19 protein-coding genes are annotated in these 26,311 nt (G+C 37.3%); 7 read left to right on the forward strand and 12 right to left on the reverse strand.

Annotated elements, in window-relative coordinates; genetic code table 11:
• Positions 1-263: 263 nt before the first annotated feature.
• Both glpD and H4J41_RS12525 read right to left on the reverse strand, forming a co-directional pair.
• Positions 264-1,802: a glycerol-3-phosphate dehydrogenase gene (glpD, locus tag H4J41_RS12520; protein WP_182137773.1), complete on the reverse strand. Its 1,539-nt coding sequence runs from the start codon at positions 1,800-1,802 to the stop codon at positions 264-266.
• Positions 1,803-2,466: 664 nt separating this feature from the next.
• The gene (locus tag H4J41_RS12525) at positions 2,467-3,225 is read right to left on the reverse strand and encodes a DeoR/GlpR family transcriptional regulator (RefSeq protein WP_182137772.1); all 759 of its coding nucleotides are present in this window, start codon (positions 3,223-3,225) and stop codon (positions 2,467-2,469) included.
• A 263-nt stretch (positions 3,226-3,488) separates the two neighbouring features.
• Between H4J41_RS12525 and glpK the strand changes: the two genes are divergently transcribed.
• Positions 3,489-4,970, forward strand: a complete 1,482-nt coding sequence (gene glpK, locus H4J41_RS12530) for a glycerol kinase GlpK (protein ID WP_182137771.1) — start codon at positions 3,489-3,491, stop codon at positions 4,968-4,970.
• A gap of 377 nt (positions 4,971-5,347) precedes the next feature.
• Here glpK and ilvD read toward each other — a convergent pair whose 3' ends face one another.
• The 7 genes from ilvD to H4J41_RS12565 all read right to left on the reverse strand — a co-directional run bounded on the left by ilvD (position 5,348) and on the right by H4J41_RS12565 (position 12,871).
• Complete coding sequence (gene ilvD, locus H4J41_RS12535) at positions 5,348-7,027, reverse strand: dihydroxy-acid dehydratase (RefSeq protein WP_182137770.1); 1,680 nt, start codon at positions 7,025-7,027, stop codon at positions 5,348-5,350.
• A gap of 742 nt (positions 7,028-7,769) precedes the next feature.
• Entirely contained in the window at positions 7,770-8,057 is a 288-nt protein-coding gene (locus H4J41_RS12540; RefSeq protein ID WP_182137769.1) for an antibiotic biosynthesis monooxygenase, read from the reverse strand.
• Between the two features lie 294 nt (positions 8,058-8,351).
• Positions 8,352-9,242 carry a dienelactone hydrolase family protein gene (locus H4J41_RS12545; protein ID WP_182137768.1) on the reverse strand — a complete coding sequence of 297 codons (891 nt, stop codon included), beginning with the start codon at positions 9,240-9,242 and terminating at the stop codon, positions 8,352-8,354.
• Positions 9,243-9,606: 364 nt separating this feature from the next.
• Positions 9,607-9,936: a YnfA family protein gene (locus tag H4J41_RS12550; protein ID WP_182137767.1), complete on the reverse strand. Its 330-nt coding sequence runs from the start codon at positions 9,934-9,936 to the stop codon at positions 9,607-9,609.
• 110 nt (positions 9,937-10,046) lie between these two features.
• On the reverse strand, positions 10,047-10,628 hold the full coding sequence (locus H4J41_RS12555) for an antibiotic biosynthesis monooxygenase (protein WP_182137766.1): 582 nt from the start codon (positions 10,626-10,628) through the stop codon (positions 10,047-10,049).
• A 399-nt stretch (positions 10,629-11,027) separates the two neighbouring features.
• Complete coding sequence (locus H4J41_RS12560) at positions 11,028-11,558, reverse strand: TetR/AcrR family transcriptional regulator (RefSeq protein WP_182137765.1); 531 nt, start codon at positions 11,556-11,558, stop codon at positions 11,028-11,030.
• A 179-nt stretch (positions 11,559-11,737) separates the two neighbouring features.
• Positions 11,738-12,871: an FAD-dependent oxidoreductase gene (locus H4J41_RS12565; RefSeq protein WP_182137764.1), complete on the reverse strand. Its 1,134-nt coding sequence runs from the start codon at positions 12,869-12,871 to the stop codon at positions 11,738-11,740.
• 244 nt (positions 12,872-13,115) lie between these two features.
• Here H4J41_RS12565 and H4J41_RS12570 point away from each other — a divergent pair, with 244 nt between their 5' ends.
• The 3 genes from H4J41_RS12570 to H4J41_RS12580 all read left to right on the forward strand — a co-directional run bounded on the left by H4J41_RS12570 (position 13,116) and on the right by H4J41_RS12580 (position 15,559).
• A complete protein-coding gene (locus tag H4J41_RS12570) occupies positions 13,116-13,733 on the forward strand; it encodes a glutathione S-transferase (RefSeq protein ID WP_182137763.1) in 618 nt (205 codons plus the stop codon).
• An 81-nt stretch (positions 13,734-13,814) separates the two neighbouring features.
• The gene (locus tag H4J41_RS12575) at positions 13,815-14,507 is read left to right on the forward strand and encodes a cupin domain-containing protein (protein ID WP_182137762.1); all 693 of its coding nucleotides are present in this window, start codon (positions 13,815-13,817) and stop codon (positions 14,505-14,507) included.
• Positions 14,508-14,983: 476 nt separating this feature from the next.
• On the forward strand, positions 14,984-15,559 hold the full coding sequence (locus H4J41_RS12580; protein WP_182137761.1) for a DNA-J related domain-containing protein: 576 nt from the start codon (positions 14,984-14,986) through the stop codon (positions 15,557-15,559).
• 389 nt (positions 15,560-15,948) lie between these two features.
• On the opposite strand, the gene H4J41_RS12585 is transcribed toward H4J41_RS12580, so the two are convergent.
• On the reverse strand, positions 15,949-16,641 hold the full coding sequence (locus H4J41_RS12585) for an SOS response-associated peptidase family protein (protein ID WP_182137760.1): 693 nt from the start codon (positions 16,639-16,641) through the stop codon (positions 15,949-15,951).
• An 888-nt stretch (positions 16,642-17,529) separates the two neighbouring features.
• On the opposite strand from H4J41_RS12585, the gene H4J41_RS12590 reads away from it, so the two are divergent.
• Positions 17,530-20,142 (forward strand): EAL domain-containing protein, encoded by a 2,613-nt coding sequence (locus H4J41_RS12590; RefSeq protein ID WP_182137759.1) that lies wholly within the window; start codon positions 17,530-17,532, stop codon positions 20,140-20,142.
• Between the two features lie 252 nt (positions 20,143-20,394).
• Here H4J41_RS12590 and H4J41_RS12595 read toward each other — a convergent pair whose 3' ends face one another.
• Together H4J41_RS12595 and H4J41_RS12600 are read right to left on the reverse strand one after the other, a co-directional pair.
• Entirely contained in the window at positions 20,395-21,294 is a 900-nt protein-coding gene (locus tag H4J41_RS12595; protein ID WP_182137758.1) for an ABC transporter ATP-binding protein, read from the reverse strand.
• Positions 21,291-22,106, reverse strand: coding sequence for a hypothetical protein (locus H4J41_RS12600; RefSeq protein WP_182137757.1), 816 nt, complete (start codon positions 22,104-22,106; stop codon positions 21,291-21,293). The genes H4J41_RS12595 and H4J41_RS12600 overlap by 4 nt, the downstream gene beginning before the upstream one ends.
• A gap of 233 nt (positions 22,107-22,339) precedes the next feature.
• On the opposite strand from H4J41_RS12600, the gene xdp1 reads away from it, so the two are divergent.
• Both xdp1 and H4J41_RS12610 read left to right on the forward strand, forming a co-directional pair.
• Positions 22,340-23,143 carry an exosortase-dependent surface protein XDP1 gene (xdp1, locus tag H4J41_RS12605; protein ID WP_182137756.1) on the forward strand — a complete coding sequence of 268 codons (804 nt, stop codon included), beginning with the start codon at positions 22,340-22,342 and terminating at the stop codon, positions 23,141-23,143.
• 125 nt (positions 23,144-23,268) lie between these two features.
• Positions 23,269-26,067 (forward strand): tetratricopeptide repeat protein, encoded by a 2,799-nt coding sequence (locus H4J41_RS12610; RefSeq protein ID WP_182137755.1) that lies wholly within the window; start codon positions 23,269-23,271, stop codon positions 26,065-26,067.
• Positions 26,068-26,311 lie beyond the last annotated feature (244 nt).

A 26,311-nucleotide genomic window follows, 5' to 3' on the forward strand; every position in this document is an offset into this window, starting at 1 on the left:
TGATGCACTGTTAATATATTGGTGAAACTAAGATGATATTAAGGGATAACAGCTAACAGGAACAGAGCCTTTTATTTATTGCAAAACTATTAAGTATACAAAAGCAGTCTGATGTAAATCATCTGGACTGCAAACAAATGAAACAGTTAAATAATTTACATTAATCTCTGCTGTTAATTTTTAATTTTTAATTTTTATCACTGAACTTAGCTTACTGAAACAGCCAAGGTCAGTGATATCGTTTTAGATAGGAGGTAAAATAGCTATACTTTTTCTGATAGGGAGTTTTGCTTTGACGAGGCTTTCAAACTGTCAGTAGAAGCTACAAGAAAGCTTGCTAATGTATCTTTTTCTACTTGGGTTAAGTGCAAACCTAATTTGCTGCGTCGCCAGATAATATCTTCAAGGTCAACGGCCCACTCTTGTGCTATTAAATACTCCACCTCACGTTGATAGAGGCCTGCACCAAAGTTTTGGCCCATTTCATCCATTGAGCTAATACCAGCACAAATTTCATGACTCAAGGTGCCATATGAGCGAACATAACGATTAATTATTTTTCGCGGCAGCCAATTATATTGACGTTTAAGGCTAGTTTGTAGGTTGTGTTGAGTGTCAAAATTACCCCCTGGAAGTGCAGCATCGGCTGTCCAACTTTTACCCGCTTTAGGAAAATGACTAATAATGCCATCAACTGCCGCTTCAGATAATTTACGATAGGTTGTGATCTTGCCACCAAATACTGACAATAATGGTGCTTTACCGTCAGGAGCATCTACTTCAAAAGTATAATCACGTGTTACCTCGGCGGCTGAATCTGATTCATCATCAAGTAAAGGCCTTACGCCTGAATAGGTGGCAACAATATCTTCAGTGGTTATTTGATGCTTGAAATGAGCATTAACTATCGACACTAAGTAGTCACTCTCTTCTTTTGAAATACAAGCTGTTGCTGGATCGCCAATATGCTCTATATCTGTCGTACCGACTAAAGAAAAGTCATCTTCATAAGGAATAACAAAAACGATGCGCTTATCTTCATTCTGTAAAATATATGCCTGAGGTTCATTATGAATACGCGGCACAATAATATGGCTACCTTTGATCAAACGAATTTTTTTCGGAGAAGGTGTTTTCAATGCGTCATCAAAAAAGCTAGTCACCCATGGACCTGCCGCATTAACTAAAGCTTTAGCTTTAACAGTTTGCTGTTGCCCCGTTAAATTATCATGAAGGGTTACTTGCCAAATATTATCTACTCGCTTAGCATTAGAGCAACGAGTGCGTGTCATAATATTTGCGCCTTTATCTCTAGCGGCTATCGCGTTAAGCACCACCATACGGGCATCATCAACCCAAGCGTCAGAATATTCAAAGCCTTTAGTTATGCTGTCAATAACTGGGCTGTTTTTGCCAAACTTGATACCATGCGAACCTTTCAAAGTGGCGCGTTTAGCTAAGTTGTCATACATAAACAAACCAATTCTGATCATCCATGAAGGCCGTAAATGACGGCGATGAGGCAAGCGAAAACGTAAAGGCCATATAATATGAGGCGCATTTTTTAATAAGGTTTCACGCTCAGCAAGCGCTTCACGAACTAAGCGAAACTCGTAATGCTCAAGGTAGCGTAAGCCGCCATGAATAAGTTTACTGCTGTTTGATGAGGTTGATGAGGCAAGATCATTCATTTCACAAAGTAAAACATTTAGACCTCTACCACTTGCATCAGCAGCAATGCCTGTTCCATTAATGCCACCACCAATAACGAGTAAGTCATAAATAACACTTTGATCTTTCATATTGTCCTCTTTAATTGCCGCAAGGAAGAATCTGACGTAGCTTCTAACTTTCTTATTGCTAAATTCACTGGCTAAATCCACTGATAATACAATGTTGTTTTGTCGACAATACCTTTAAAAAGAAACAATATCAACACAAAGCGAACATTTACGAACATTTATTATTGCTTCTTTTAATAACTACTTGATAATTAATAAAAGAAGTAAAGCTAATGTTAGATCATCTGTTTGTTCGATAGGTTTTATAAAACAAGAGATTAATAATAGAGACAGGCTGTTATCTAGATAATGGCTTATTAAATGAAGTTTTTCTTGTTGGCCTTAATATATTTCACCACTATCTGCCTATTAAATTATGCTCATTAAAGACTAATGCTATATTGAACTATATAAAAGTGAGGGGAAAATATCAGTAAAGTAGCGGTAATTGGATTGGAAAATATTGACTTTTAAATGAATAATGCAATTTCTTAAATAATGATATTATTCAAGAAATTGTAGTAAAAATTTCCTCAGTAGTTAATCATTAAAATAGTTGTTGAATATTTCTCTGCTCAACTGACATAGACCCTTGTTAAAAATAAACTTTCTTACTTTGACAACACTTAATGGAAAAATTTATACCCTAATTAATGATCTCAGGTAGCATAAATTAAATGCAAAACTATACTAAGTGCAAAGTGACTTTATGGTCGACAAGAATTTGTTTTATTTCATCCGGTGGTGTCGCATCAGTAAAAAAATGATCTACTTGGCTAATGTTACCTAAGCGTACCATAGCGTTGCGACCAAATTTTGATTGATCAGCCGCTAACAGTACTTGACGTGAATTCTCGATAATGGCTTGAGCTACCCTGACTTCTCTATAATCAAAATCTAATAATGAACCATCTAAATCGATACCACTGATACCAATAATACCAAAATCCATCCGGAATTTTTTAATGAAGTCTTCTGTGGCCTCCCCCATAACACCACCATCTCTGTGTCTAACTTCGCCACCGGCAATAACTACTGTAAAGTCTTCTTTAGCGCCAAGTATTGAGGCAACATTTAAATTATTGGTTACAACCTGCAAACCTTTATGGTTTAGTAACGCTCGGGCAATGGTTTCGATTGTGGTACCAATATTAATAAAAAGCGATGCGCCATTAGGAATCATTTGCACCAACTCAGCAGCAATTTTTTCTTTTGAGTGAAGATCGGTAATCTTTCGTGTTTGATAATCAGTGTTCACTGTACTCGATTCAGTACCCGCACCACCATGATGACGTGAAATTTTCTGTGCTTTAGCAAGTTGATTAAGATCACGGCGCACTGTTTGAGGTGTTACTTTAAAATGTTCAACCAGCTCGTCAATGGTTACAAAACCATGCTCTTGAATCTTCTCAATAATTAACGCTTGGCGTTGTTGTTGGTTCATTTAATTTATACTTTTGGATTATTTGATTCGTTTGAATTAAAGCAACTATGTTAATTTTAATCAAAACTTAAGTTAACGTAACAATTAGTCACTATTCTGACAGGATGAATGATATTAGCAAAGAAATTTAGCTGATAATATTATTTATCCTGTTGTAAATAATGGATAAAACATATACAGCTAATATAAATGAACATTAACGAACATAAGTTAACGTTTTTTAACATCATTTAACACCGAACAATAACATCACTGGATTTTGCATGACTGACTATATTCTATCAATTGATCAAGGCACTACCAGCTCTCGGGCTATATTATTTAACCGTGATGGCCGAAGTGAACATTCTGCCCAAGAGGAGTTTTCACAACATTTCCCCAATGATGGCTGGGTTGAACATGAGCCTGATGATATTTGGCGCACAGTAGAAAGTACCTGTAAAAAGGTTATTGCTGCCATTGATAATAGCACTGATACTATTAAAGCCATTGGTATTACAAATCAACGTGAAACGACATTGATATGGGATCGCAAAACTGGCATACCCATTTATCGCGCTATAGTTTGGCAAGATCGTCGTACCAGTGAGTACTGCCAACAACTCAAAAGCAATAATATAGAAACATTAATCTCTGAAAAAACGGGATTGTTAATCGATCCTTATTTCTCTGCCACTAAAATACGCTGGATTTTAGACAATGTAGCAGGCTCCCAAGCTCGTGCTGAAAACGGTGAATTAGCATTTGGTACCCTTGATAGTTATATATTATGGAAATTAACCAACGGAAAAGAACACCGCACTGATGCAACAAACGCATCGCGTACCATGTTGTTTAATATACACAGCCAAGAATGGGATGAAGAGTTATTAACTACATTCAATATTCCTCGCTTGTTATTGCCTGAAGTTATGGACTCGTCTGATAATTTTGGTGTCTCAGATAAAAATATTTTAGGCGTTGAAATTCCTATTTTAGGTATGGCTGGTGATCAACAGGCCGCGCTATTTGGTCAAACCTGTTTCCATGAAGGTATGGCCAAAAGCACCTACGGCACCGGGTGTTTTATGATTGTTAATACCGGCAACACCGCACTGAAATCATCAAATAGATTACTAACAACCGTAGCCTATCGACTTAATGGCAAGGTTACCTATGCTTTAGAGGGCAGTATTTTTATTGCCGGAGCGACTATTCAATGGTTGCGAGATGGCTTAAAACTGATTGATGCCGCTTCAGAGGCAGAACCGTTAGCGCAACAAACACCTGTTGATCATGGTGTTTATTTAGTCCCTGCATTTACGGGTTTAGGGGCTCCTTATTGGGATCCAAATGCCCGAGGAGCCATCTTTGGTTTAACACGAGATACGGGTATAAAAGAAATAGTCACCGCTGGCTTACAATCAGTGTGTTATCAAACTAAAGATTTACAACGAGCGATGGAAAGTGATGGTGTACGCCCCATAGCATTACGCGTTGATGGTGGCATGGTCGCTAATAACTGGCTAATGCAATTTCTTGCTGATGTATTAGGCGCGACAGTTGATCGCCCTGAGATCACGGAAACTACAGCATTGGGGGCGGCTTATCTTGCCGGACTTAAAGCTGGAGTATATAACTCATTAGAAGATTTAGAGTCGATGTGGCTTCGCGAAAAACGTTTTGAACCTGAATTTGATAAGTCCACGCGTGATCATCTGTATGAAGGCTGGCTAAATGCCGTCCGTCGTGTACAAAGTGAATAAAAACAATTTATGCAAAGTTACGTTAAAGGTATGAGGACCAGATAAATCCTCGATACGTTCAAAGAAAGGTATGAGGCTGATATTTCAACCACATTAATATCTACTATAATCAGTGCGGTTATCAGGCAAGTCAAACCTTCAGACACCGCATATCCTATGGTTGATCTTGACTATTTAGTGGTTAAAACCAGACAGACTGAGGTGTTTTTGCATTCAGAAAAACGTAGCACGAGCACTACACAAGCTAGTGTGTCGACTAAACAGTCACCTGCAGTGTCGGGAGATTTTTCGCTGGAAACTTAATCTCAGAACTTTGACCGCTTTGATAGCATCACAACAGAATGCAAAATCAAAGCGGGCTCTGAAAACGGGCTCTGTTAGTCTATTTCGTCGGTAACACACCCTAGCGATGCAGATTTTACCGTGGCAATATACTTTCGTAACACACCATTGGTAGCTCTATAAGCCGGTTTTATCCATGCGGCTTTACGCTGGGCAATTTCAGCCTCGTCTACTTTGAGTTCCAACTTGTTCGTCACTGCATCAATACGGATAATGTCGCCATTTTGCACCAAAGCAATCAATCCACCTTCTGAAGCCTCAGGGGTAACGTGTCCAACAACAAAGCCGTGAGAACCGCCAGAGAACCTACCATCAGTGATTAGTGCTACGTCTTTGCCAAGACCCGCACCCATTACTGCTGACGTTGGTTTTAGCATTTCAGGCATTCCAGGCGCTCCCTTTGGACCAGAATAACGGATAACGATAACCTCTCCTTTTTGTACTTCGTCTTCAATGCCTTTTATTGCCGCGAATTCATCTTCATAAACTCTTGCTGGACCTTCGAATACTTCACCTTCTTTGCCTGTAATTTTGGCAACTGAGCCTTCAGAAGCCAAGTTTCCATAAAGAATTTGTAAGTGACCCGTTGCTTTTAATGGGTTACTTAAAGGTCTGATAATATCTTGAACTGCTGGCAGGCCAGGTAAATCAGCTAAGTTTTCTGCAATGGTTTGCCCTGTAACGGTCAAACAATCACCATGCAACAAACCTTCAGCCAATAAATACTTCATTACCGCAGGGATCCCGCCTATGGCATGTAAGTCTTGCATTAAGTATTCACCTGAGGGCTTTAAGTTTGCCAACAATGGCGTTTTGTCAGCCATAGCTTGGAAATCATCTAAACCTAAATCAACACCACAGGCTCGCGCCATAGCTATCATATGCAGAGTTGCGTTGGTAGAGCCGCCCAAAACCATGATCATTCTTAAAGCATTTTCGAACGCTTTTTTGGTCATAATATCTTGTGGTTTTATGTCTTTTTCCAGTAGATTTTTAATGGCATCACCCACTTTGGTCACTTCTATCTTTTTCTCCTCACTCACCGCTAGATTAGACGAAGAGTAAGGCAGGCTCATCCCTAAAGCCTCAATCGCTGAAGACATAGTGTTTGCGGTGTACATTCCACCACAAGCGCCCGCTCCTGGGATCGCATTTTGAATCACACCTTTATAGTCTTCATCAGAGATAACGCCCTGTAATTTTTTTCCATAAGCTTCGAAAGCAGAGACAATATTCAAGTCTTCACCTTTCCATTTTCCCGCTTTAACAGAGCCGCCATAAACCAATATACCTGGACGATTAACACGCGCCAAGGCCATCATTGCCCCGGGCATGTTTTTATCACAGCCAACGATTGCCACCATAGCATCATAATATTGAGCACCGGCAACCGTTTCAATAGAATCGGCAATTACATCACGAGAAACTAAGGAATACTTCATACCTGCCGTTCCGTTTGAAATACCGTCACTCACCCCTATGGTGTGAAAAATTAATCCCACCAAATCAGCAGCAATGACACTTTTTTTGACTTCTTTAGCAAGTTCATTTAAGTGCATGTTACAGGGGTTGCCTTCCCATCCTGTAGAAACGATACCCACTTGTGCTTTTTTCATGTCCTCTTCTGTCAAACCAATCGCATAAAGCATGGCTTGTGAAGCAGGTTGTGATTCGTCTAAAGTGACTGTTTTTGAAAACTTATTTATTTCTGACATTATTATTTTCTCCGAAACCATCATTGAATAACTTTTATTAGAACAGATCGCAAAAAAATAATTTTTGAAATCAACCCAACGCTGCTCTTTCTCCGCATGCATTACATTTTCTGCTCTATTACTATATTTTTATATTTTTATACCGAAACTACTTGAAGATGCAGGGATCAGTAAATTAGAGGTGCCATATATTAATAGCAACGCCTTTAAATACACAATTGAATAATGAGTATCCCTATTTATAAACCTCACCTTTTCATTTTTGCGATCAGTTTTGCACGTCAATAGGATTAAATAATCCCTACTTGGCGTAAGGTAAAGCTGTTGGTCAAAAGAAATTAGGAAACATATCTGTTATCACTATGATACAAATATAGTTAAATACTGGGTGTCCACTATAGGCTTAGATATAACCCAGTATAAAATACATGCTCTGTGAAGAGCTAAAGCATCACTAATTTACGCTCAAGAAAAAATTTTAGCCGCGAGCCAACTATTGCTTAGACATTCAAATTTAGAAAGTACAATTGAATATTTCGCTGTTGAAATAGACCATGCTTTATCTATATCAAAAAGCACTGAAACTTAATGCCGATTTTAAATGTCTCAAAACCTGAGGCAATCTCGCTGCCTTTGGAGGGAGAGTTAACCATAACTATTGCGATAAAGCAGTCGTTTTTTGGTGTTCAAAATCGTCCCAACAATGACTCTCTTGAGCGCTTTGCAGACGTTAGCAGAAAAATTATGACTGCGATATTAATACTTTAATTTTTTCGTCTTGTATTAGCATTAAAATAATCGCCTTATTAACTTCACGACGTGTTTTTGACTTATGCCAACGATTCCAACAAGCCACATTATCCCAGTTGGTGATAATCGTTCTAATATTAGGATTATTAATGTTGCGGTATGATGCGCCAGAAATATAACCTTTTGCCGTCATTATTGCGGTTAAACTTTTGCGAATTTCAGAATCGTATGTTCTTTCCATATCGTCAGCGAGTACACGCTCAATAATTACTTTTATCATTTTTATTTCAGTTACCCAATAGTTAAATTTACAGACATCATATTTTACCATCACTAGCCTATAGATATAACGCATTTACCCCATCATTGTAAGTGGAAAATAGCTGATGTTATCTTGGTGTTAAGGTCGATTATGCTGTTAAATTATCTGAGGCTATAGTTATTTAAGTTATAAAGAGCTGAGTAAAATCAACGTTTACTGTCAAAAAAATCCCAGAGTGATCATTTACGCCCTTCTTAATCACCCAAAAACTGACGTTATCCCTTACTTGTGGGTCCTCCTACGAAGTGTTTTTTAAACTAATTTTTCAGCAAAAAATGCTAACGTACGATCCCATGCAAGGTCTGCACTTTCTTTATCATAGCGACCAGTAGAGTCATTATGAAAACCATGTTGGGCATTTTTATACATGTGCATTTGATAAGGGGCTCCTACCTTTTTTAAGTCGTTCTCATATTCAGGCCAATATTTGTTAACTCTTTCATCAAGTTCAGCAAGCTGAATAAGTAACGAAGCCTTAATATTTTTCCTTAACTCACTTTGTGCAGGTGTGCCATAAAAAGGTACTCCAGCAACAATAAGATCAGACTCAATCGCAGCTAAATAATTAACTATGTAACCGCCAAAACAAAACCCAACAGCACCGAGTTTCCCGTTACTTCTGTTATGCTTCTTGATGAATTTTGCTGCCGCAACAAAATCTTGTTGTATTTTAGAACGCTCCATGGTTTTTTGCATTGCTCTACCCTCGTCGTCATTCCCAGGATATCCTCCTAGTGTAAACAGCGCATCTGGAGCAAAGGCAAGATAACCCGCTTTAGCCAACCGACGAGTGACATCTTTTACGTATGGGTTCAGTCCCCTATTTTCATGAATAACTAAAACAACGGGTAAAGTGCCTGTTTGTTTGGTTGGCGTGACTAAATAGCCAGCGCCTTTGCCGTAACCATTTGGGGAATCAAAGGTCTCATAGGTTGCTTTTATATCAGCGTCATTAAAAGAGACTTGTTCGGCTAAGACATAATTAGGCAGCAGTGTTGATGTTAATAAGGCCATTGAATAACCTACAGCAACCAAAGTACCTAATTTTGCCATAAAGGTTCTGCGATCCATTCCTCCATGAGCATATTCGTCGTACCAGTCAAATGCTTCTTGAGGGATATCACTATCTAATTTTTTTGACATGTTGATCTCACTTGTAAACTTTTCATTTTTAAAACAAGATGAATACTTATAACAGACTTATAAAAGTAGAATAATTTTTAAGGCTTCACAAATTTTAAAATCAAAATTTACCCATAGTGATTAAAAGTTAGGCTACTATCTTTACAAAAAATTAAAGACCAAATAACGTTAACTATTTGATGGTGATACTTTAGCCGCTGCAAAGCCTACGCCGCAGTCATTTTTGGATTGTATTTAGTCTCTAAAAACTTTTATTTTCAAGTGGCTGGATCTGGGGTAAAGCTTTTTTAGACGCCCTAATAACGTTAGGCCTTTCTCGCTATATCAGCGCTGAAACAGCCGCACAGCTTACATTTTTTAATTGTTATGACGTGCGGGGGGCAAACATAATAATAGCCATACCCAGAAGTGCTACTCCTGAACCCACTAAATCCCATGCTGTTGGGCGAATTCCTTCTATAATCCATAACCATAAAATAGCCATAAAAATATAAACACCACCATAGGCTGCATAAACTCTACCAGCGGCCTCAGGATGCAAAGAAAGCAACCACGCAAATGTGGCCAAGCTTAGCGCAGCTGGAACCAACAACCAAATTGACTTATCTTCACGTAACCAAAGATAGGGTAAATAACACCCCATAATTTCAGTTAAAGCTGTAATGATAAAAAGACCGAATATTTTAAATTCCATCAAAAAAATCTCTCGTAGTAGTGAAAAAATCCCGCTTCAGCTTTGTATTCGCCAAAGCAAAGTGGAAAAAAGCTGTCATCTGCACCTTGTTGTTGGGCTATAAATGTGTCTCAACTGAATAACCATCGCTGGATAAATCGTGTGTAACGAGGCATGATCCAATAAACCATGAGAAAAACAATGACTCCTGTTACTGCAAGCGTAGTTATAAAGTGATTATCGGGAAAGTGTAATAGTTGCAGCACGGGTGCAATGACTATCGGCACACCAAGCACTAAAGGGTAAATGGCAGACCATGTCACTATGCACTGTTTCCAGCGGACGGGGACTTTAGCTTTAGCTCTTTCTGGGGTAAACCAGAAGTCTAGCCCACTACTGATAAAAAAATCATCGCCAGTGACTAATAACGGCTGAACCTTGTCAATCAGACGAGAGCGAGTCGGCGACTCCATCCAGTCTTGTAAATGTGCTCGAGTGTCAAATCGGATAATAATTGTGTAGGTTTCGGTCAGTCCAGAGATTGGACGGACAATGTGCCAGTCCAGATTCCCTTTTGAGGCTTTGCAAAGCGGCGCAATTTCATTAGACCAACTTTCGTAATCGGCATGCTTGCCCTCACGCACTCTATGCGTAATAACAACCGTTGCCCCTTCTATATCGCTAAAATCCTCAGCAACTTTATCTGTATTCATATCTGCGTCCTTATATTGCTCAACGCCTAAATAGCAGGCTAAGTTATCGTTGGCTAAAATTGTTTAGCTGAGCGAAACCTAGCCAACTATTAGCTGTGTGTTTGAGTAAATTAGGTGACTCACTGTCTGTGACTGCCAAGTGTGTTTACACAAGCATAGGCTGAATTATTTTTGTTTCGCTTTGACCCTGTTTTTTGGGATTAATTTCATATAGGTTTAGCTTCGTTTAGGCTATTCACGGACTTATGTGATTGGACATAAAAAATGAGATTTAGGTGTTTTTCTAATATGGCTTAATGCGATAACCATTCCTCAATAATTCCAAAACAATGGCACGTAGCTTAAGTAAATATTGTTTAGCAACATTGTCTAAATAGCATAGTTTGTCAGAATACGTGGTTAAAGATAATCTTGAATATTATCAAAAGCCGTTTTATCATCTAATACTTTAGATAAAATCATCATGCCCTCTAAAGAGGCTAATAACTGAATAGCTTTAGCTTTGGCACTTGCTGCTGTCATGTCTTTTTCTTCAATATATCTTTGTTGTAACCAGTTTATATTCAATTCAAAAAAACGTTTAATTTCACTTTTTACTTGCTCTGGCAAGGCGTCTAACTGTGCGCCTAATAAACCACATAAGCACATTTGGTTATCTTTTTCCAATGCCGCTTTGAACATATTAATATAGAGCTTAATCGCACTACTCTCTGGTTGCTTTGCTTTTTCATCATTTAGTGATGCTAAGAATACATCGGTATACTGATGGGCTAATTCTGCAGCTAAATCAGCTTTGGTGCGAAAATAGTAATGCACACTTGAGCTTTTAATGCCGATTTCATCGGCAAGCTCTCTAAAGCTAAAATTACCGTAGCCGCCAGACCTTACTTTGTTTTCAGCTAATGTGAGTATTTGAGATTTTTTATTCATAAATAAATGCTATCTGAGAGGTTAAGTAAATAATGAAGTTATTGAGTAACTTTAAGGCCCGTATTAGCGATATAAGCAGACAAGGTTACTGCTGATGTTAATTACTCAATAATATCAGCTATTATCAATGACTAAGTCATTTTATTCAAATACTTAATAATTTCGCTAAATAGATACTACTAAGATGCTGGTCCGTTTTTAGTGCTTTTAAACAAGAGTTCTTTTTGCAATAAACTAATCGCTGTATCAGCAGCGTTAATCGCGCCTTCAAGGTAACCCGCGTCTTGCTCAGAAAACTCACTAGCTGCCAAATATAAATTTAATGACGATAACTCCTGAGAAAATCGCTTGATATGAAAATCAGGATGCGCCGGTGGCTCTGCTCTGTCGTTATCTGTGGCAACATGGACATCGTTACCCCAACTTTTTAAATAACATTGTTGATAGTCCTCGGCTGCTTCGCCAAACAATAACTTAAGCTGATTAACGCACTGGGCTTTTAAATCTTCAATAGAGACACTTTTTATGGCTTGGGATGAAAGTCCGATAAAACCAAACAATGCAAAACCCTGCTGATCTGCGGCTGAGGCATCATGAATTTCTACCATAGGTCCAACGCGACTAAATGCTTGTCCTGCCAAGCCACTGTCTCGCCAAAAAGGTTTATGATAAGTCGCTATAAACTTTGCTTGGTTTGCCATCCAAGTGGGTACAGCCAATAACGCTTTTGTTAACGCTTCACTCGCCCAATGAGCAGGCGTTAAGTATTCATGAATAAGTCTGGGTGGTAAGGCTAATATTAAATGGTCGGTTTCGTGAATAACCACCGAAGCATCTTTTGTATTTTTCACTGTTACTTGCCAAGTATCATTGACCTTTAGTAAACGATCCACTTGACAACTTAGCTGGTAATTACTTTTTGATAACTTAGCTTGTAAAGCCAAAATGAGTTTATATAAACCCCCTTCTAAACGATGCAATAAAGGCCCTTGACCATTTTTAATGATTTTAGGGGCTATATTGGTATGTTCATGATAAACAACCGCGCCAGCAATATGCTGATGAAATAAATTTTGCTGCAAATTAGCGGCTAATGCTTTCATACGATAATGATGCGGAAATATCCATGTTGGGCCAAGATCATGAAATAACGCTTCATCATTATTTCCCTTAGGCTGTTCGCTATGAATGCGCCCACCAAAAACATCTTTCGCTTCAAAAAGCACATAGGGAATATTTAACTGTTCTAACTGAAATGCTGTGTACAAACCAGCTAATCCACCACCAACAATAATTACGCGCTTTTTATTCATTAACACCTCAAACCTGCCTACCTACTGATAGATAATATTAACTAGCGTTCAATGTAAAAGCAAGCTATTTTACAACGCGCTAGCAGCTACATTTAGCTACAAGTTAACATTTGACAATTGATATAAAAACAACCAAACTACCTACCAATAGATAGACAAATTGGTTGTTAGATATAAAAACTAAGTAAGTTAATAGTAAATAAAATAATACTTATTTAACTACACTCATTAATTGGAAATAAAAATGAAAATATATGATGTTGAAGGTTTTCCTAATCCACTTCGTGTTCGAATGGCTTTAGCTGAAAAAAATGCGCTAGACCAGGTTACTTTTGTTCCTGTTGATGTAATGAACGCTGAGCATAGAAGTGATGCTTTCCTAGTAAAAAATCCAGCTGCGGGTGTTCCAGTACTCGAATTAGATGATGGTACTTATATTTCTGAATGTTCAGCTATTATTGAATATATCGATCACACATTTGCGGGTATTTCATTAACAGGAACGTCTGCAAAAGAGCGTGCTGTTATTAGCATGATGCAACGCAGAGCTGAATTTATGGTACTTGACGCTGCCGCTACTTATTTTCATCATGCGACTGATGGTTTAGGACCCGACCTTGAAATAGACCAAAATAAAGCATGGGGCAATAAACAAGCTAACAATGTACTGGCCGGTTTTAAATATTTTAATACCGTATTAAGTAACACGCCGTATGTCGCCGGTGACGAATTTACGATGGCTGATATCACCTTATTCGCAGGTCTTGCTTTTGCTGATTTTGGTCAACTCACCGTGCCAAGTCAATACACACATTTACTTGCATGGCGTGCAAAGATTCAAGACCGACCAAGCCTTAAATAAAACTATATCGCGAGTTGTTTAACCGCTTCAATGGCATTAACAACTCGCTCCCCTTTACTCTTTTTTAACTAGGATTTATTGATGGGAATTCTTGATGATTTTACGCAAAGAGCCATTGTTCATAGTGCCTCGTTAGACTGGTTAGCCTCACCTATGCCAGGTGTTGAAAGAAGACCTCTAGATAGAGTAGGTGGCGAGGTGGCTAGAGCAACCTCCATAGTAAGATACGCAAAAGGCAGTAAATTTTCTCCTCATGTTCATACCGGCGGCGAAGAGTTTGTGGTACTTGACGGTGTATTTCAAGATGAAAGTGGAGATTTCCCTATCGGCTCGTATGTTCGAAATCCTCCACAATCGAGTCATACGCCACGCTCTGATAACGGCTGTATTATTTTTGTAAAATTGTGGCAATTTCAACCTGAAGATAGAACCCATGTTCGCCTCCAGATGAATAAAATGTCAGCGATTCCTTCGCTAACAGTTGGCGTATCTATTACCCCGTTATACAAAGACAAACATGAAGAAGTCTCGGTTTATTATTTTGAACCGAATACAAAAATGAGTTTATCGGTTCCTGAAGGTGCAGAGGTATTAGTATTAGCCGGGGAATTACAAGCACAAAATGATTTACTGCAAAAGCATAGCTGGATGCGTTTACCTTTAGGCGACACATTAACAGTAACAGCAAAAAGTAATGGCGCAAAAGTTTGGCTTAAAACAGGAAATTTATCTGATGTAAGCAACCAGATAAAACGGATTCAAGCGGCGAGTTGATTTTATAACTAAAGAATAAACAGGGAGTAAATAAAGGCACATGCGATTCCCTTTCCTTGAGTTTTACTAAAATTTTTTTATCGTTTAAATAGACCCTGTAACAGTTTTTGTTACAGGGTCTTTAAATAAAACATGTCATTAGAAAGTATATCTCAAATAATTTCTGGCTAATGAATTTGTATCTCTTGATTAATCTTTCATGTCTATATTCTGACATGTTCAGCTTTTGTATCTAAAAAGTCTATTAAGCGCTGTTTTATATCTTCATAAAATGGTCTTCTATTCGCTAACAGTGGATATTTTGGCTGAGCTGAAAAGCTTAATTGTTAGTACTATTTTGACCTGATATCCTCATTATTGCTATGGTCTGTTTAAGAGCGAGCAAGATACTCTTGACTCTAACCAGTGAACGCTAGCTTGTACTGTGCCCGCTGACAGTAATGTGTGTGCAATAAATAGAAAGGGAACTGAAATTTATGACCAATCCTTTAATTATTTCGATACTGAGATATTTAAGAGAGCAGAAAAGCTCCTGCTCGCTGCTTGATTTGGTAAAGCTTTGTGAACAAGACTTTCTTGCGCTTATTCTAACGGATGTCGCTCCTCAGATAGCCATTTTCCAAAAGAATTTTTTTGTTATGAATGCGCTGTATCAAATTCAACATGATATTCAATCAGAGGGTTTTTCACTGACAATTTTTCCTTTAAAAATATGTCTGATACCACATTGCGCTGGCGTTAAAAATTCCCTGACCACGCGCGATAATGATCTGGCCCACTACTATTTAAACTGGTCTAATTTAAATAACATCACTGTTGAAGAGGTTGAATCACTTTTTGATAGTTTTTGGCAAAAATATCAGGCGGTAGATAAGGTTGGCGATGCCCTGACGACGTTAGGACTAAATCAAGGTGTGGATTGGTCTAAGATACGTCAGGCTTACCAAAAAAAAGTTTTCATTAATCACCCTGATAAAGGCGGCTGCGCAGATGACTTTATCAAAACCCGAGAAGCCTATGAAATTTTAAGGTTTTGTTATTATAAAACTTAACGGCAATTTTTTATTTATCTCTAATTCGTTAAGGGCCATATTAGGCCTTAGAAAATCACGCATTAAACGTTAAGTAAGTGGACGCTAAGTTCATATGTCACATCATGATTAAGACCAACTATGATAGATCACAGCTCTACTTTGCTACCAAAGCCAATAATCCTAGTCTGTTCATGGTTGAACCTCTACTTTTTGTGCTAAGTTTGCAATAGCTTATCAACGTCAATAATGGGTAATGTTTTTTCCTTAGCTGCATCTGCTGAAGTGTCATATTTTCTATCAAAATACGTGTTAAACACTTGTTAAAATAAGATGTTTTTCTGCCCAAGGAGACCACTGGCTCTAAAGAAAGACAGTGTTTAATTAAGCGTTACGGCCACCCTATAGAATCAATCATGGTTAATAAGCTGTGACTCTGAGATCGTTTTATAAGTCATAGGTTTATCAATCTGGTGAGCAATAAGATTTTGTGGAATATGGGGTTGTAGCAAGTGTTCAAATTGCTCAACCTCATTAAATTGAGTATTTAGCCACCTATCTACTAATAGTGATTCTTGCGGTAGGATTAGCGGCATTGCTTTGCTGTGAATTTTCATCAGCTTTGGGTGTGGTGGCAAGGTAATAACCGAGCAGCTAAGTTTTATTTCACCTGTTGTTTGGTGCTTCCATTCACGGCACAAACCACCAAGTATTAAACCACCTGACTCTGCTGCCATATCGTAATAATGTATAGGTTTTTTATTCACAAATTCAGTTTCACCAAAACCTTTAACCGCAATAACACACCGTGAACTACGGTAGGCTTGATAACCTGCACTTCTTGGGGTGTTTAACTTATCATATCGTGTATTAAATGAAGTAAATTTAGACGCTTTAAAACCATTTACCGTTTGGTCTAACAATAACCACCAAGTAGCGTTTTCCACACGCCGTTGATCACCTACATTCCTGACAATGGAAATGGTATCCGCCGCCTTTACACAACGGCTATTAATAGGCTTATCAATTACCTTGTTAATTTTTAAGCTGGTATAAAGTTTTTTAACACCCTTATCAAAGGTCATATTGAACCGACCGCACATGTTTTTTATTCCTCATAAATTACAGGCTATCTTAGCAACGAACTTTAGCTATATCTCGCCAATTAGCGGTGAACTGCAAGCTTAAACAGTAACGCTTTATTGACCCATTTTTCCGTTTGCCTTTCAGCAGCTATTTTTAACATGCCTAGATCATAGCAATTATTCATTAGCTAATTTTAAAGCGTTATTTAAATTACTAACTTTTGTTGCTGAGACAATGCTAACTATACCCAATTTTATGTTCACTATCTCCAAGGATAACTGACAACTAGATACATCTTCTAAAATGTTAATGTCCTCTATTGGTCTTTAAAAACTATGGGTTAGTTTCACTCAGCCATGACAAAATTTTTGCTTCCAAGTCACTATAAAATTAGTGTGGAATTTAAAAATAAAGAATTTATTAAGATATGCTCTACACTTACCGCTGATTATTTTTGTAGGTTTGATTTATAAAATATACCACCCAAAGCTTTATCTCTGACAATCTTATTTTACACCCTAGTCGTTGAATTTCATTCGAAAATTATTTCATTAATACTAAAACAGTGACTTGATAGTCATATTTCTGTTACATTATTGGTAATAGAAATATTAAATTTTTTAGCGACTATCGAACTGTCGATTTTTTTACTGCTTACTTTTACTGGTTATAGCGTTAGTTGTACTTTTTAGTTATTTGTACAATGCAGCACCTTTAACGTGCAATTATTCTGTATAGCAAGGTAATATAATCTAGTAAAAATATCTAACAAGCATAAGCTAAGCATTAGACTACAAGCTGTTGAGCGAAATGATGTGTGCCGTAACGAAAATGTGGTGAGTCTTGAAAGTTAACCGCAAGGCCAACATTTTGAATTATCATTCACTTAGATGAGTATGTATTTCTTGATATTTTCCGAATTCAGCAAAAGAATTTCCACCGCTTTAATTGCCATCATTTTACTTGCTATTGTTGTAAGCTTTGCTGGCCTTATTCATAATATTGACCAAAAAAACATCAGCGAACTAAATAGTGACGTTACTATTAATAGCAGCTATTACATTGATAAAACTAACAATACTGACCTTAATAATGTCTTAAGTAATACTGACTTTATCGCTAGTAAATTAAATAGTATTCCTTATACATTAGCACAGCAAAGTTATTGGATAAAACTATCTCTGCATTATCCTATTGATAAAACATCGATAACTGCCAGCGCGCCAGAAAGCTTTATTCAAGATAGTGGCAACAAGCAACTAATATTGATGGCCGAACATAGTATGCTTGATGTTTTTATCGTTTATCAACTAAACGCCTTAACCGCGCCAGAAGAAATTTATCATAAACGCGCCAACTCAAAAGAATTAAGCCAAAATGTTTACCCTTATGCAAGACTACAACTGAATCAATTCGGCCATAGTGAATACCTGATAAAAGTGAAAAACTCTGGTCCTCCTAATATTCCTCTGCTGTTATTTACCCCGCAAGACTTCGAACAAAGAGTAATGCTATCTCAATTAATATATGGCGCATTTATCGGCATATTACTCATCATGGCAATATATAACTTAGTATTATTTTTTGCTGACAAAGATAAAGTTTATTTATTGTATATTGGTTACTTATTATCTGCTTTTGCAGCACTGTCCTCATTAACAGGTTATGGATATTTTCTTTTCTCCGACCAGGTAATGCAGTTACTCAATAAATATATTATCTTTACACATTTTTTACTGATTATTTTTTTACTGTTATTTACGGTTTATTTTTTACGTTATGACCGTTTAAAACATTGGGCTTACAAATATTCACTTGTATTTAGTATTGTTCTAAGTTTATTAGGGCTATATTCTCTTTCACTCGACGAATTAACACAAATTAAACTTTTTTTCTCTCTGCAGCCAATATTTTACATTGTCACACTCTTCTTAATTCTTAACCGCTTGAAGCGGGATTTTTTATGGGCACGCTTTTACTTCTTGTCCTGGTTGCCCTTATTAATTGGCGGTGTTATTCAACCTATGGTGCTGCTTAATCAGCTTGAATATAGCTTTTTAACGGGTAATGCACTCCTATTTGCCATCATGATTGAAGTAACTTTTATGTCATTTGCCTTAGCTGAGCGTATTCGCCGCAATGAGCAAGAAAAGCTAACTATGGTTGCCTACCACCAAAGTAACCATTTACCGAGACAAACAAATTTAGACCATAAAATCAGTCAGCTAATAGAAGAAGGTAAGCAAGACTTTACCGTAATAGTGATCAAACCAGAGCAATTTCACCGTATCGAACTGTATATCAATGAACAAATATGCATCCAATTCTTTCAACAGGTCTATCTAAAATTATCTTCATTGTTCAGGTTTAATGATGCTGTACTTAATATCACTGAGCAATTTGAGAAACTCTGCTATCTCGAAAATAGCAGCTTGGCTATCGTCATTGACAATTCACCTAACGAGCAAGATATAGCACTATTTGTTAACTCAATTCAGCAAGCCGTTCGTGATGTTTTTTATATTAAAGATCTCAAACTGCCATTATCCGCGTATGTGGGTTTAGCAAACTTTTCTGCTCATGATAGCTCAAGTACAAGTATGATCAATAACGCGTCAATTGCCGCAAATAAAGCTGAGTTAACGCAAAATAAATGGGCTTACTTCACGCCAAAAGATAACCAAAGTAGTCCTTCATCAATACAGTTGGCCATTGACCTACAACAAGCAATAACAACGCAAGGGTTTGAGTTATTTCATCAACCACAGATCGATTTAAAAACCAATAAAGTCTGTGGTAGTGAATGTTTAATTCGCTGGCAACATCCAACGCTTGGTCATGTTTCACCTGACATTTTTATTCCTGTCGCGGAAGATTTTGGTTTAATACCCTCATTAACCTTATGGGTAGTAGAAACCGCTTTGAGTCAACAAGCAGCACTAACCCAACATACGGGTCTCAATCACATGGTGTCTATCAACATCAGTGGTAAAGACCTTATTCAAGCAAATTTTATTGATGACATCACCAAGATAATTAATCGCAGTGATATTAAAGCAGAAAAAATCATTTTCGAATTAACAGAATCTGTTTCTTTTGCACAAAATAACATCGCAATAGAAACCATAGAAAACCTTATTAAACTAGGTATTACGATTAGTCTTGACGACTTTGGTACTGGCTATGCTTCCATGTCGCAAATTAATCAGTTGCCGTTCCAAGAGTTAAAAGTAGACCGAGAATTTGTTGAAAATGTTTGTAGCAATAATAAACGTAAAGTTATTGCGGAAACTGCAGTAAAAATGGCAAAAGGGCTGGGCTTAGAAGTGGTTGCAGAAGGCATCAATAGCAGCTTAGATGAAGAAACTTTACGCAGTTTTGGTTGCGATATTGGCCAAGGTTATTACTATGCTAAACCTATGTCTTATGAGCAGTATTTAAGCTGGCTTAATAATTTATCTAATGGCCAAATACCAGCGAGCTTAGAGGGAGAATATATACCCGCTCCTCTTAAATAGGCAACTTTTTGCAAATCAATAAAAGATTAGTTAAAAGGCATGGATAATGAAGGTAGAGCGAGATAGGGTTGCACCGCCAGGAAGAGTTATTCTCGACGGCTGCACCCTGTATTAACTTAATCACCGACAGCGATATAGACATATGGTTGAAATCCATAACGCTGGAAATGGTCTTTATCTATTTGCCCTTAGCCAGGTAAGTGAGTAGTACAACAGTGATATTCCCATCAAAAAATTTCAGATTTTTTTTCGTTAAAACAATTGGTTTTCAAGTGTTTTACCATTAATAAGTTGAGTATAAGACCAATTATTGCTTGCTAAAGCCGTCAATAAATTCATTTCAATGCTTAGCTTACCTTGCTCATTACTGATGGTAAGTAAGTATTCTTTATCTTGTGTCATAGCCACCTGACTAACCCCAGGAATTTGTAATATTACCGGTATAATTTCTGAATAAATTTGTTTCATTCTCAGCGTTAAAAATCCAGCACTGTCATTATTATTCAGCGTTTGATGCTGTTTTAACTGACCATTATCGAGATAAAGCACCTGATCACATAGTCGCTCAAGTTCACTAAGATCATGAGAGCTTAAAATAAAGTTAACGTCGCTGGCATGCTCACTAACAATAGCGCGTATCTCTCTAGCATTAGCCGGGTCAAGCCCAGCGGTTGCTTCATCTAACATGACAATTTCCGGGCTACCTAATAAGGCTTGCGCTATGGTTGCGCGTTTTCGCATACCATGCGATAACTCACTTGGTAGGCTAGTTAACGCATCCGACAAACCTACCATGTCTAAAACCCTAGCCGTATCTTTTTTAGCTAACTTGTTGCTCATACCTTGTAAGCGAGCATAAAAGTTTAATTGCATCGCAATCGTAAACCTAGGGTCTAGTTGCGCGTCTTGGGGCAAGGCTGACAAACGCCCAAACAGCGCTGAATTTCCAGGGGCATGTCCTAATATACTAATCTTGCCTGATGATGGCTGAATATAGCCACATAACAAGCTGAACAAAGTGGTTTTACCTGCACCATTAGGGCCTACTAAAGCCACTGGCGCACCTTTTTCTAAGGAAAACTCAACCTTGTTTAGGGCTGTTTTATCTCCATATCGTTTCGTGACGTGTTGAACATCGATAATTAAACTCATAGTGATGCCCTCTTCATCAGGAAATGGCTGGTCATTAATAACAAAGCGGTCTGTATTAAAGGTAATAAATATTGGCTAGTAACCATGTTATTTTGCGATAAAATACTGCTTATTTGCTCACCTGGAAATAGCCAGTTTAGATAAAAAACTTGGCCAAATTGATATTGAATAAAAGCAAGCACCAAGGGGCCTAAAGCAAAAAATAATGTAGCGGCAACTATCGCCAGTCGCGCTGAATTAACCAAGTTATTAAGCAATGACATTAAGGCAATAAACGGCATAACAACAATTAATAATTCTAAAGATAATTTAGCACCTATCTGTAGGCTGGCTGATAAAAGTGTTACATCTCGCACACTGGCTAATATAGTTGTCGCTATTGAGGTCAGCAATATTAATATCGCTATAATAAGCAGCTGACCTACATAACGCCCTAATACTAACTCGGCTCGAGTTGTTCTTAGGGTGATAAACCTTAATGTGCCACGATGCTTATCTGAACAAAACTGATCGCTACAGACCAATAAAGCAAAGCTTGGGAAAAAATATACCGCCACCAACCAATAAATAGCGTATTCAGCGACCGGCCAATCTAAAAGCGCCGTTAGTCCCAAAGCACCAAACAGTTGCGACGCCATGCTTTCAAATGAAGGCGAAATAACCATTGAAGACGCTGAGCCAACAAAATAATACAAGATAATAAACCAGATTGTGGCAAAGGCTGATAACGCCAATAAGCCACGCTTAGTGGTAAACAAACGTAAAAGTTCAAAAGTAACTAAGCACCAAATTCTCGAGCAACTTATCTTCACATCACACCATAATAACTGTTATTTTTTAATAGATTAAAGTTAAAAGCAGTGAAATGCGAGTCATTAGTATAAATACCTTAAAATATTGTCAGCTTTTTTTACAGTTCAAAAAAAACATAAACATAACTAACTGTAAGTAAAGAACAAAGTATATCGGCCTGCTTTTTGCTTAACGCGTTGTATATGTCGAAAATATTAATATACATTTAATAAAGAATTATAGGAGTAGATTAATGAGGTATTCGTTCACAAGGCTAATGATGGCAGGATTGTTATTACTCTCTGGGCCTGCATTAGCAAGTACCACAACCGCAGGTTTTGGTAACGTAATTGAAACAAGAAGTAACTTTAATCAGTTTGATGTTAACGTCGATGGCGTAACTATTAATGTCTCTGGCTGGTCTGATACCGCTAATTTATCAACCGATCGTAGTCAAGACAGTGCAATTAAACGCGCTGTAGATTTTGATAAATTTAATGGTGGTTGGTCTATGCAAAATCAAGACGAACAACATGGTGGTTACTGCAATACATACAGCCATTCTGCAGATAATTTTGGTACTTGTGGTTATAAAGACTATGACTTCTTTCTATTGTCTTTTTCTGAAGAAGTATCATTAGTCAGTGCAAGCTATAGCTGGATAGCAAAAAGTGCAAGCCAAACCCAAGTCAGTGTAGCAGCGTTAGATAATTCAGTGTTTACTAATTCTAACAGTTTAAATAACAAAACTTGGGCTGGCTTAGCAAGTGGCCATACCCTAAAGTCAGATTATGCTCAAGTCGAAAATGCTAGTGGTTATTACTCAAATTTTCATGGTGATACTCAGGACCAGTATTCAACTATGTGGTTAATTGGGGCATTAAATTCTGTATTTGGTGGTAATGCCGCATGGGAAGGTAATGATGGAATGAAGCTATCTGGTATTTCTTTCAGCAAATCAGCTAGTGATCCAGCGCAAGTACCTGAGCCTAATACGATAGTCATGTTTTTAATCGCGTTAATCTGCTTAACGCGTTTTGGTAAACGCCGCACTTAACCCTGATCAATAAAAAAGATGGCTGTGACCATCTTTTTTTCATTTCTGCTCGCGTATTATTTTTACTAAAATTCTATTATAAAATTTTCAATATCAACACTACTTTTAAAGAAACCCGAGGTACTATGCGCTATACCGTTTTAATATTGTCAATGATGGTCATTCCTTTTAGTTATGCCAGTTATGACTATGAAAAAGCCCACATCGCATTTAATGCCAGTGAAATAGAAGCGGCTTATATACATCTAAAAAATGCTTTAAAAAATACGCCTGATGACTTACCCAGCCAATTATTAATGGCAAAAATACTACTACAACAGCATCATTACACTGACAGCGCGAGCTTATATCAAGAAGCGTTAAGCAATGGCGCCGACATCAATTTAATATTAAATGAATTAGCTAACGCATTGATGTTATCTAAACAATACCAACAAGTTATTGCATTAAACGACTTAGGGAAATTAAATAACAACAACCACTTACAATGGTTATTATTAGCTGCTAATGCCTATAGTACTCTAGATAAAACAGAAAAAACCAACTCATATTTACAACAAGCCTATGTGATAGCGCCTGATAATATTAAGGTACTACAAAGCCTCTCCACTCATTTTTTAGCGCAAAAAAAACACCTCCAAGCAAATGAAAAAATAACGCAGCTGTTATCTTTATTTCCTGAAGATGCAAAAGGTTGGTATTTGCAAGGGCAATTACACATAGCCAAATTTGAATATAAGCAGGCCTTAATCGCATTGGAAAAAGCCTATCAGCTTGCGCCATTAGACCCCTTTATTCAACGTACACTTGCCAATGTATATACTGGTGAAAATCGTATAAATGATGCTTTAAGCATTATTGATTTAGTGCTAAAAAATAGCCCTGAAGACCCCTTCGCACTATTACTAAAAAGCCGATTGCTATCAAATAGCCATCAAGAAGCAGAGTCTCGCTTAATTTTAGACGACATCAGCAATCGCTTATCTTTACTGAGTGATGAAGACAAGCGAAGTAATCAGTCGTTGCTCTATGTCGCTAGTGTCAGTGCTTATGTCAAAGGGGATTTTGAGCTAGCACAAACACAACTGCAAGCTTATCTAAAGGATAATTCAGACGACTTATTTGCCATTAATTTACTGGTGTCTATTTATATAAGCCAAGGACAGTGGTCTAAAGCACAAACGACACTTGAAAATAAGCCGGCGTTAATTAAAAATGATCTAAAATTATCACTGCAGTTAGTTGAAATATACCTGAAAAAAAATAAACTCTTTAAAGCTGAGCAAATGTTAAATAATTTGCCTGTTCACTTTCAAAAAACAGCTGACTACCTTCGTGCAGAAGCGCTATTGTTAACTCGTCTTAACCAATCAACTAGCGCTTTAGCGTTACTTGATAGTGCGCTAAACCTAGATGCACATCCAAAATTACTGATCACCAAAGCGCTAATTTTAAAAGAAAATAATAATATTGCTGCTGCAATGCTTATCGCAGATAACTTACTGATAACTGATGTAAACAATAGTGATTACTTAAAATTGAAATCTACACTGCTTTTAGCACAAAACAAATGGCTTGAAGCATTAACCATTATTGAACAAATTTTAGTGATAAAACCCAATGATTATACCAGCCTTTTCAATAAAGCTTCTGCCCTTGCCTTAGTGAATCAACTCGCGCCAGCGTTAACTATTTGTCATGACTTATTAGCACGCACACCCAATGCAAGTCAGGTATTAATATTGCAAGCAAAAATCAATCGAGATTTGGGTGAAGTTGACCACGCCATTGCAACACTTGTTCAGCTGTTACAAAAAGAACAAAGCAATATCTCTGCATTGGAGACTTTGCTGTATATTTATATTAGCCAGCAAAAGAACATAGCGGCAATGAGTTTATTGGATCAATTAACCAAGTTAAGTTTTTTAAATCCTAAATATGTACGCTTAAAAGCGCAAGTTTACTTAGCCTTAAAAGATCAAGACAACAGCAACAAGCAAATAGATATATTATCGAGTTTGGCAAAATCTTCACAAGAATTTTATGCGTTAGCCGAACTTCAAGCTAAAGCAAACATGTTAGTCGCAAGTAAGGTGAGTCTTGAGCAAGCTCTTTCTACTATAGAGGGTAACTCAGCTGATAAACTTAACATTGAATTTGCGCTGGTTAATATAAATTTAATTTTGCAAGATTATGCTGTAAGCAACAAGCTTTTGAATAGCATTGAACAGCAACATCCAAAAAATAGTCTTACAGCACTACTTCGTGGCCATTATTATTATGCCCAACAACAATTTCTACCCGCTCAAGCGTATTACTTTAAAACCTTAATACTTGATAAGAAAAATACCCAAGCATTAATTAAACTCTATCAACTCGCGCAGCTAAATATAAAAAATGATGAATTTATTCAGCTGGTAACTGCACTGCTGGAAGATTTTCCTGACTACCATTTAGCACGCAATTTACTTGCTGATCATTATTTAAATAATGTCAATTTATTAGCCGCTAAGCCGCACTACGAAAAACTGGCTAGCGTTAAATCGCTAGAAAATCAGGCGGCGATATTAAATAATTTAGCCAGTATTTTACAATTTGAAGATTTGGAATCCGCTAGGTTTTACGCAAAGCAAGCCGTTGAGATTAACTCGACGTCAGCCGCATTTTCAGATACTTATGCTTGGATCATCGCTCAACAAGGCGATTATGACTTAGCCTTAAATCTACTACGTAATGCTTATGCTATGGACTCAAACAACCCAAGTATTACTTATCATTTAGCCTTCACATTGACCAAGCTTGAACGTAACAAAGAAGCATTAACCGTACTTAGAAAAAGCTTAGATAACACATCAATATTTAGTGAAAGAGTACAAGCTGAAAAACTTTTTCAACGTTTAACTCAAGCCACAAGTCAATCGTAAGTATTAATTAAAAGCAAAAAATTCGGCATAATAGCCGAATTTTTAACACACAAGTACGAGAAATTTCGCTCTATTGCAGCAACTGTTGTAGCAGTTATTGTCGTATCAATTTAAGCGGGTCTTGCCTTTTGCTTGTGTTGTATGCGAAGAAATTAACTATAGGCTAACTATGGCATTTCTTGCTATCTCTTTATACTTGATGCTTGATGCTATTATAAAATAACACCCCTACTTTTTTAAAAAC

It is taken from the genome of Colwellia sp. MB3u-45 (assembly GCF_014077005.1).
GTDB lineage: Bacteria > Pseudomonadota > Gammaproteobacteria > Enterobacterales > Alteromonadaceae > Cognaticolwellia.

Excerpts from the sequence above, each read along its gene's own strand:
- glpD (WP_182137773.1), bottom strand. The coding sequence starts at position 1,802 with ATGAAAGATCAAAGTGTTATTTATGACTTACTCGTTATTGGTGGTGGC.
- H4J41_RS12525 (WP_182137772.1), bottom strand. The coding sequence starts at position 3,225 with ATGAACCAACAACAACGCCAAGCGTTAATTATTGAGAAGATTCAAGAG.
- glpK (WP_182137771.1), top strand. The coding sequence starts at position 3,489 with ATGACTGACTATATTCTATCAATTGATCAAGGCACTACCAGCTCTCGG.
- ilvD (WP_182137770.1), bottom strand. The coding sequence starts at position 7,027 with ATGTCAGAAATAAATAAGTTTTCAAAAACAGTCACTTTAGACGAATCA.
- H4J41_RS12540 (WP_182137769.1), bottom strand. The coding sequence starts at position 8,057 with ATGATAAAAGTAATTATTGAGCGTGTACTCGCTGACGATATGGAAAGA.
- H4J41_RS12545 (WP_182137768.1), bottom strand. The coding sequence starts at position 9,242 with ATGTCAAAAAAATTAGATAGTGATATCCCTCAAGAAGCATTTGACTGG.
- H4J41_RS12550 (WP_182137767.1), bottom strand. The coding sequence starts at position 9,936 with ATGGAATTTAAAATATTCGGTCTTTTTATCATTACAGCTTTAACTGAA.
- H4J41_RS12555 (WP_182137766.1), bottom strand. The coding sequence starts at position 10,628 with ATGAATACAGATAAAGTTGCTGAGGATTTTAGCGATATAGAAGGGGCA.
- H4J41_RS12560 (WP_182137765.1), bottom strand. The coding sequence starts at position 11,558 with ATGAATAAAAAATCTCAAATACTCACATTAGCTGAAAACAAAGTAAGG.
- H4J41_RS12565 (WP_182137764.1), bottom strand. The coding sequence starts at position 12,871 with ATGAATAAAAAGCGCGTAATTATTGTTGGTGGTGGATTAGCTGGTTTG.
- H4J41_RS12570 (WP_182137763.1), top strand. The coding sequence starts at position 13,116 with ATGAAAATATATGATGTTGAAGGTTTTCCTAATCCACTTCGTGTTCGA.
- H4J41_RS12575 (WP_182137762.1), top strand. The coding sequence starts at position 13,815 with ATGGGAATTCTTGATGATTTTACGCAAAGAGCCATTGTTCATAGTGCC.
- H4J41_RS12580 (WP_182137761.1), top strand. The coding sequence starts at position 14,984 with ATGACCAATCCTTTAATTATTTCGATACTGAGATATTTAAGAGAGCAG.
- H4J41_RS12585 (WP_182137760.1), bottom strand. The coding sequence starts at position 16,641 with ATGTGCGGTCGGTTCAATATGACCTTTGATAAGGGTGTTAAAAAACTT.
- H4J41_RS12595 (WP_182137758.1), bottom strand. The coding sequence starts at position 21,294 with ATGAGTTTAATTATCGATGTTCAACACGTCACGAAACGATATGGAGAT.
- xdp1 (WP_182137756.1), top strand. The coding sequence starts at position 22,340 with ATGAGGTATTCGTTCACAAGGCTAATGATGGCAGGATTGTTATTACTC.
- H4J41_RS12610 (WP_182137755.1), top strand. The coding sequence starts at position 23,269 with ATGCGCTATACCGTTTTAATATTGTCAATGATGGTCATTCCTTTTAGT.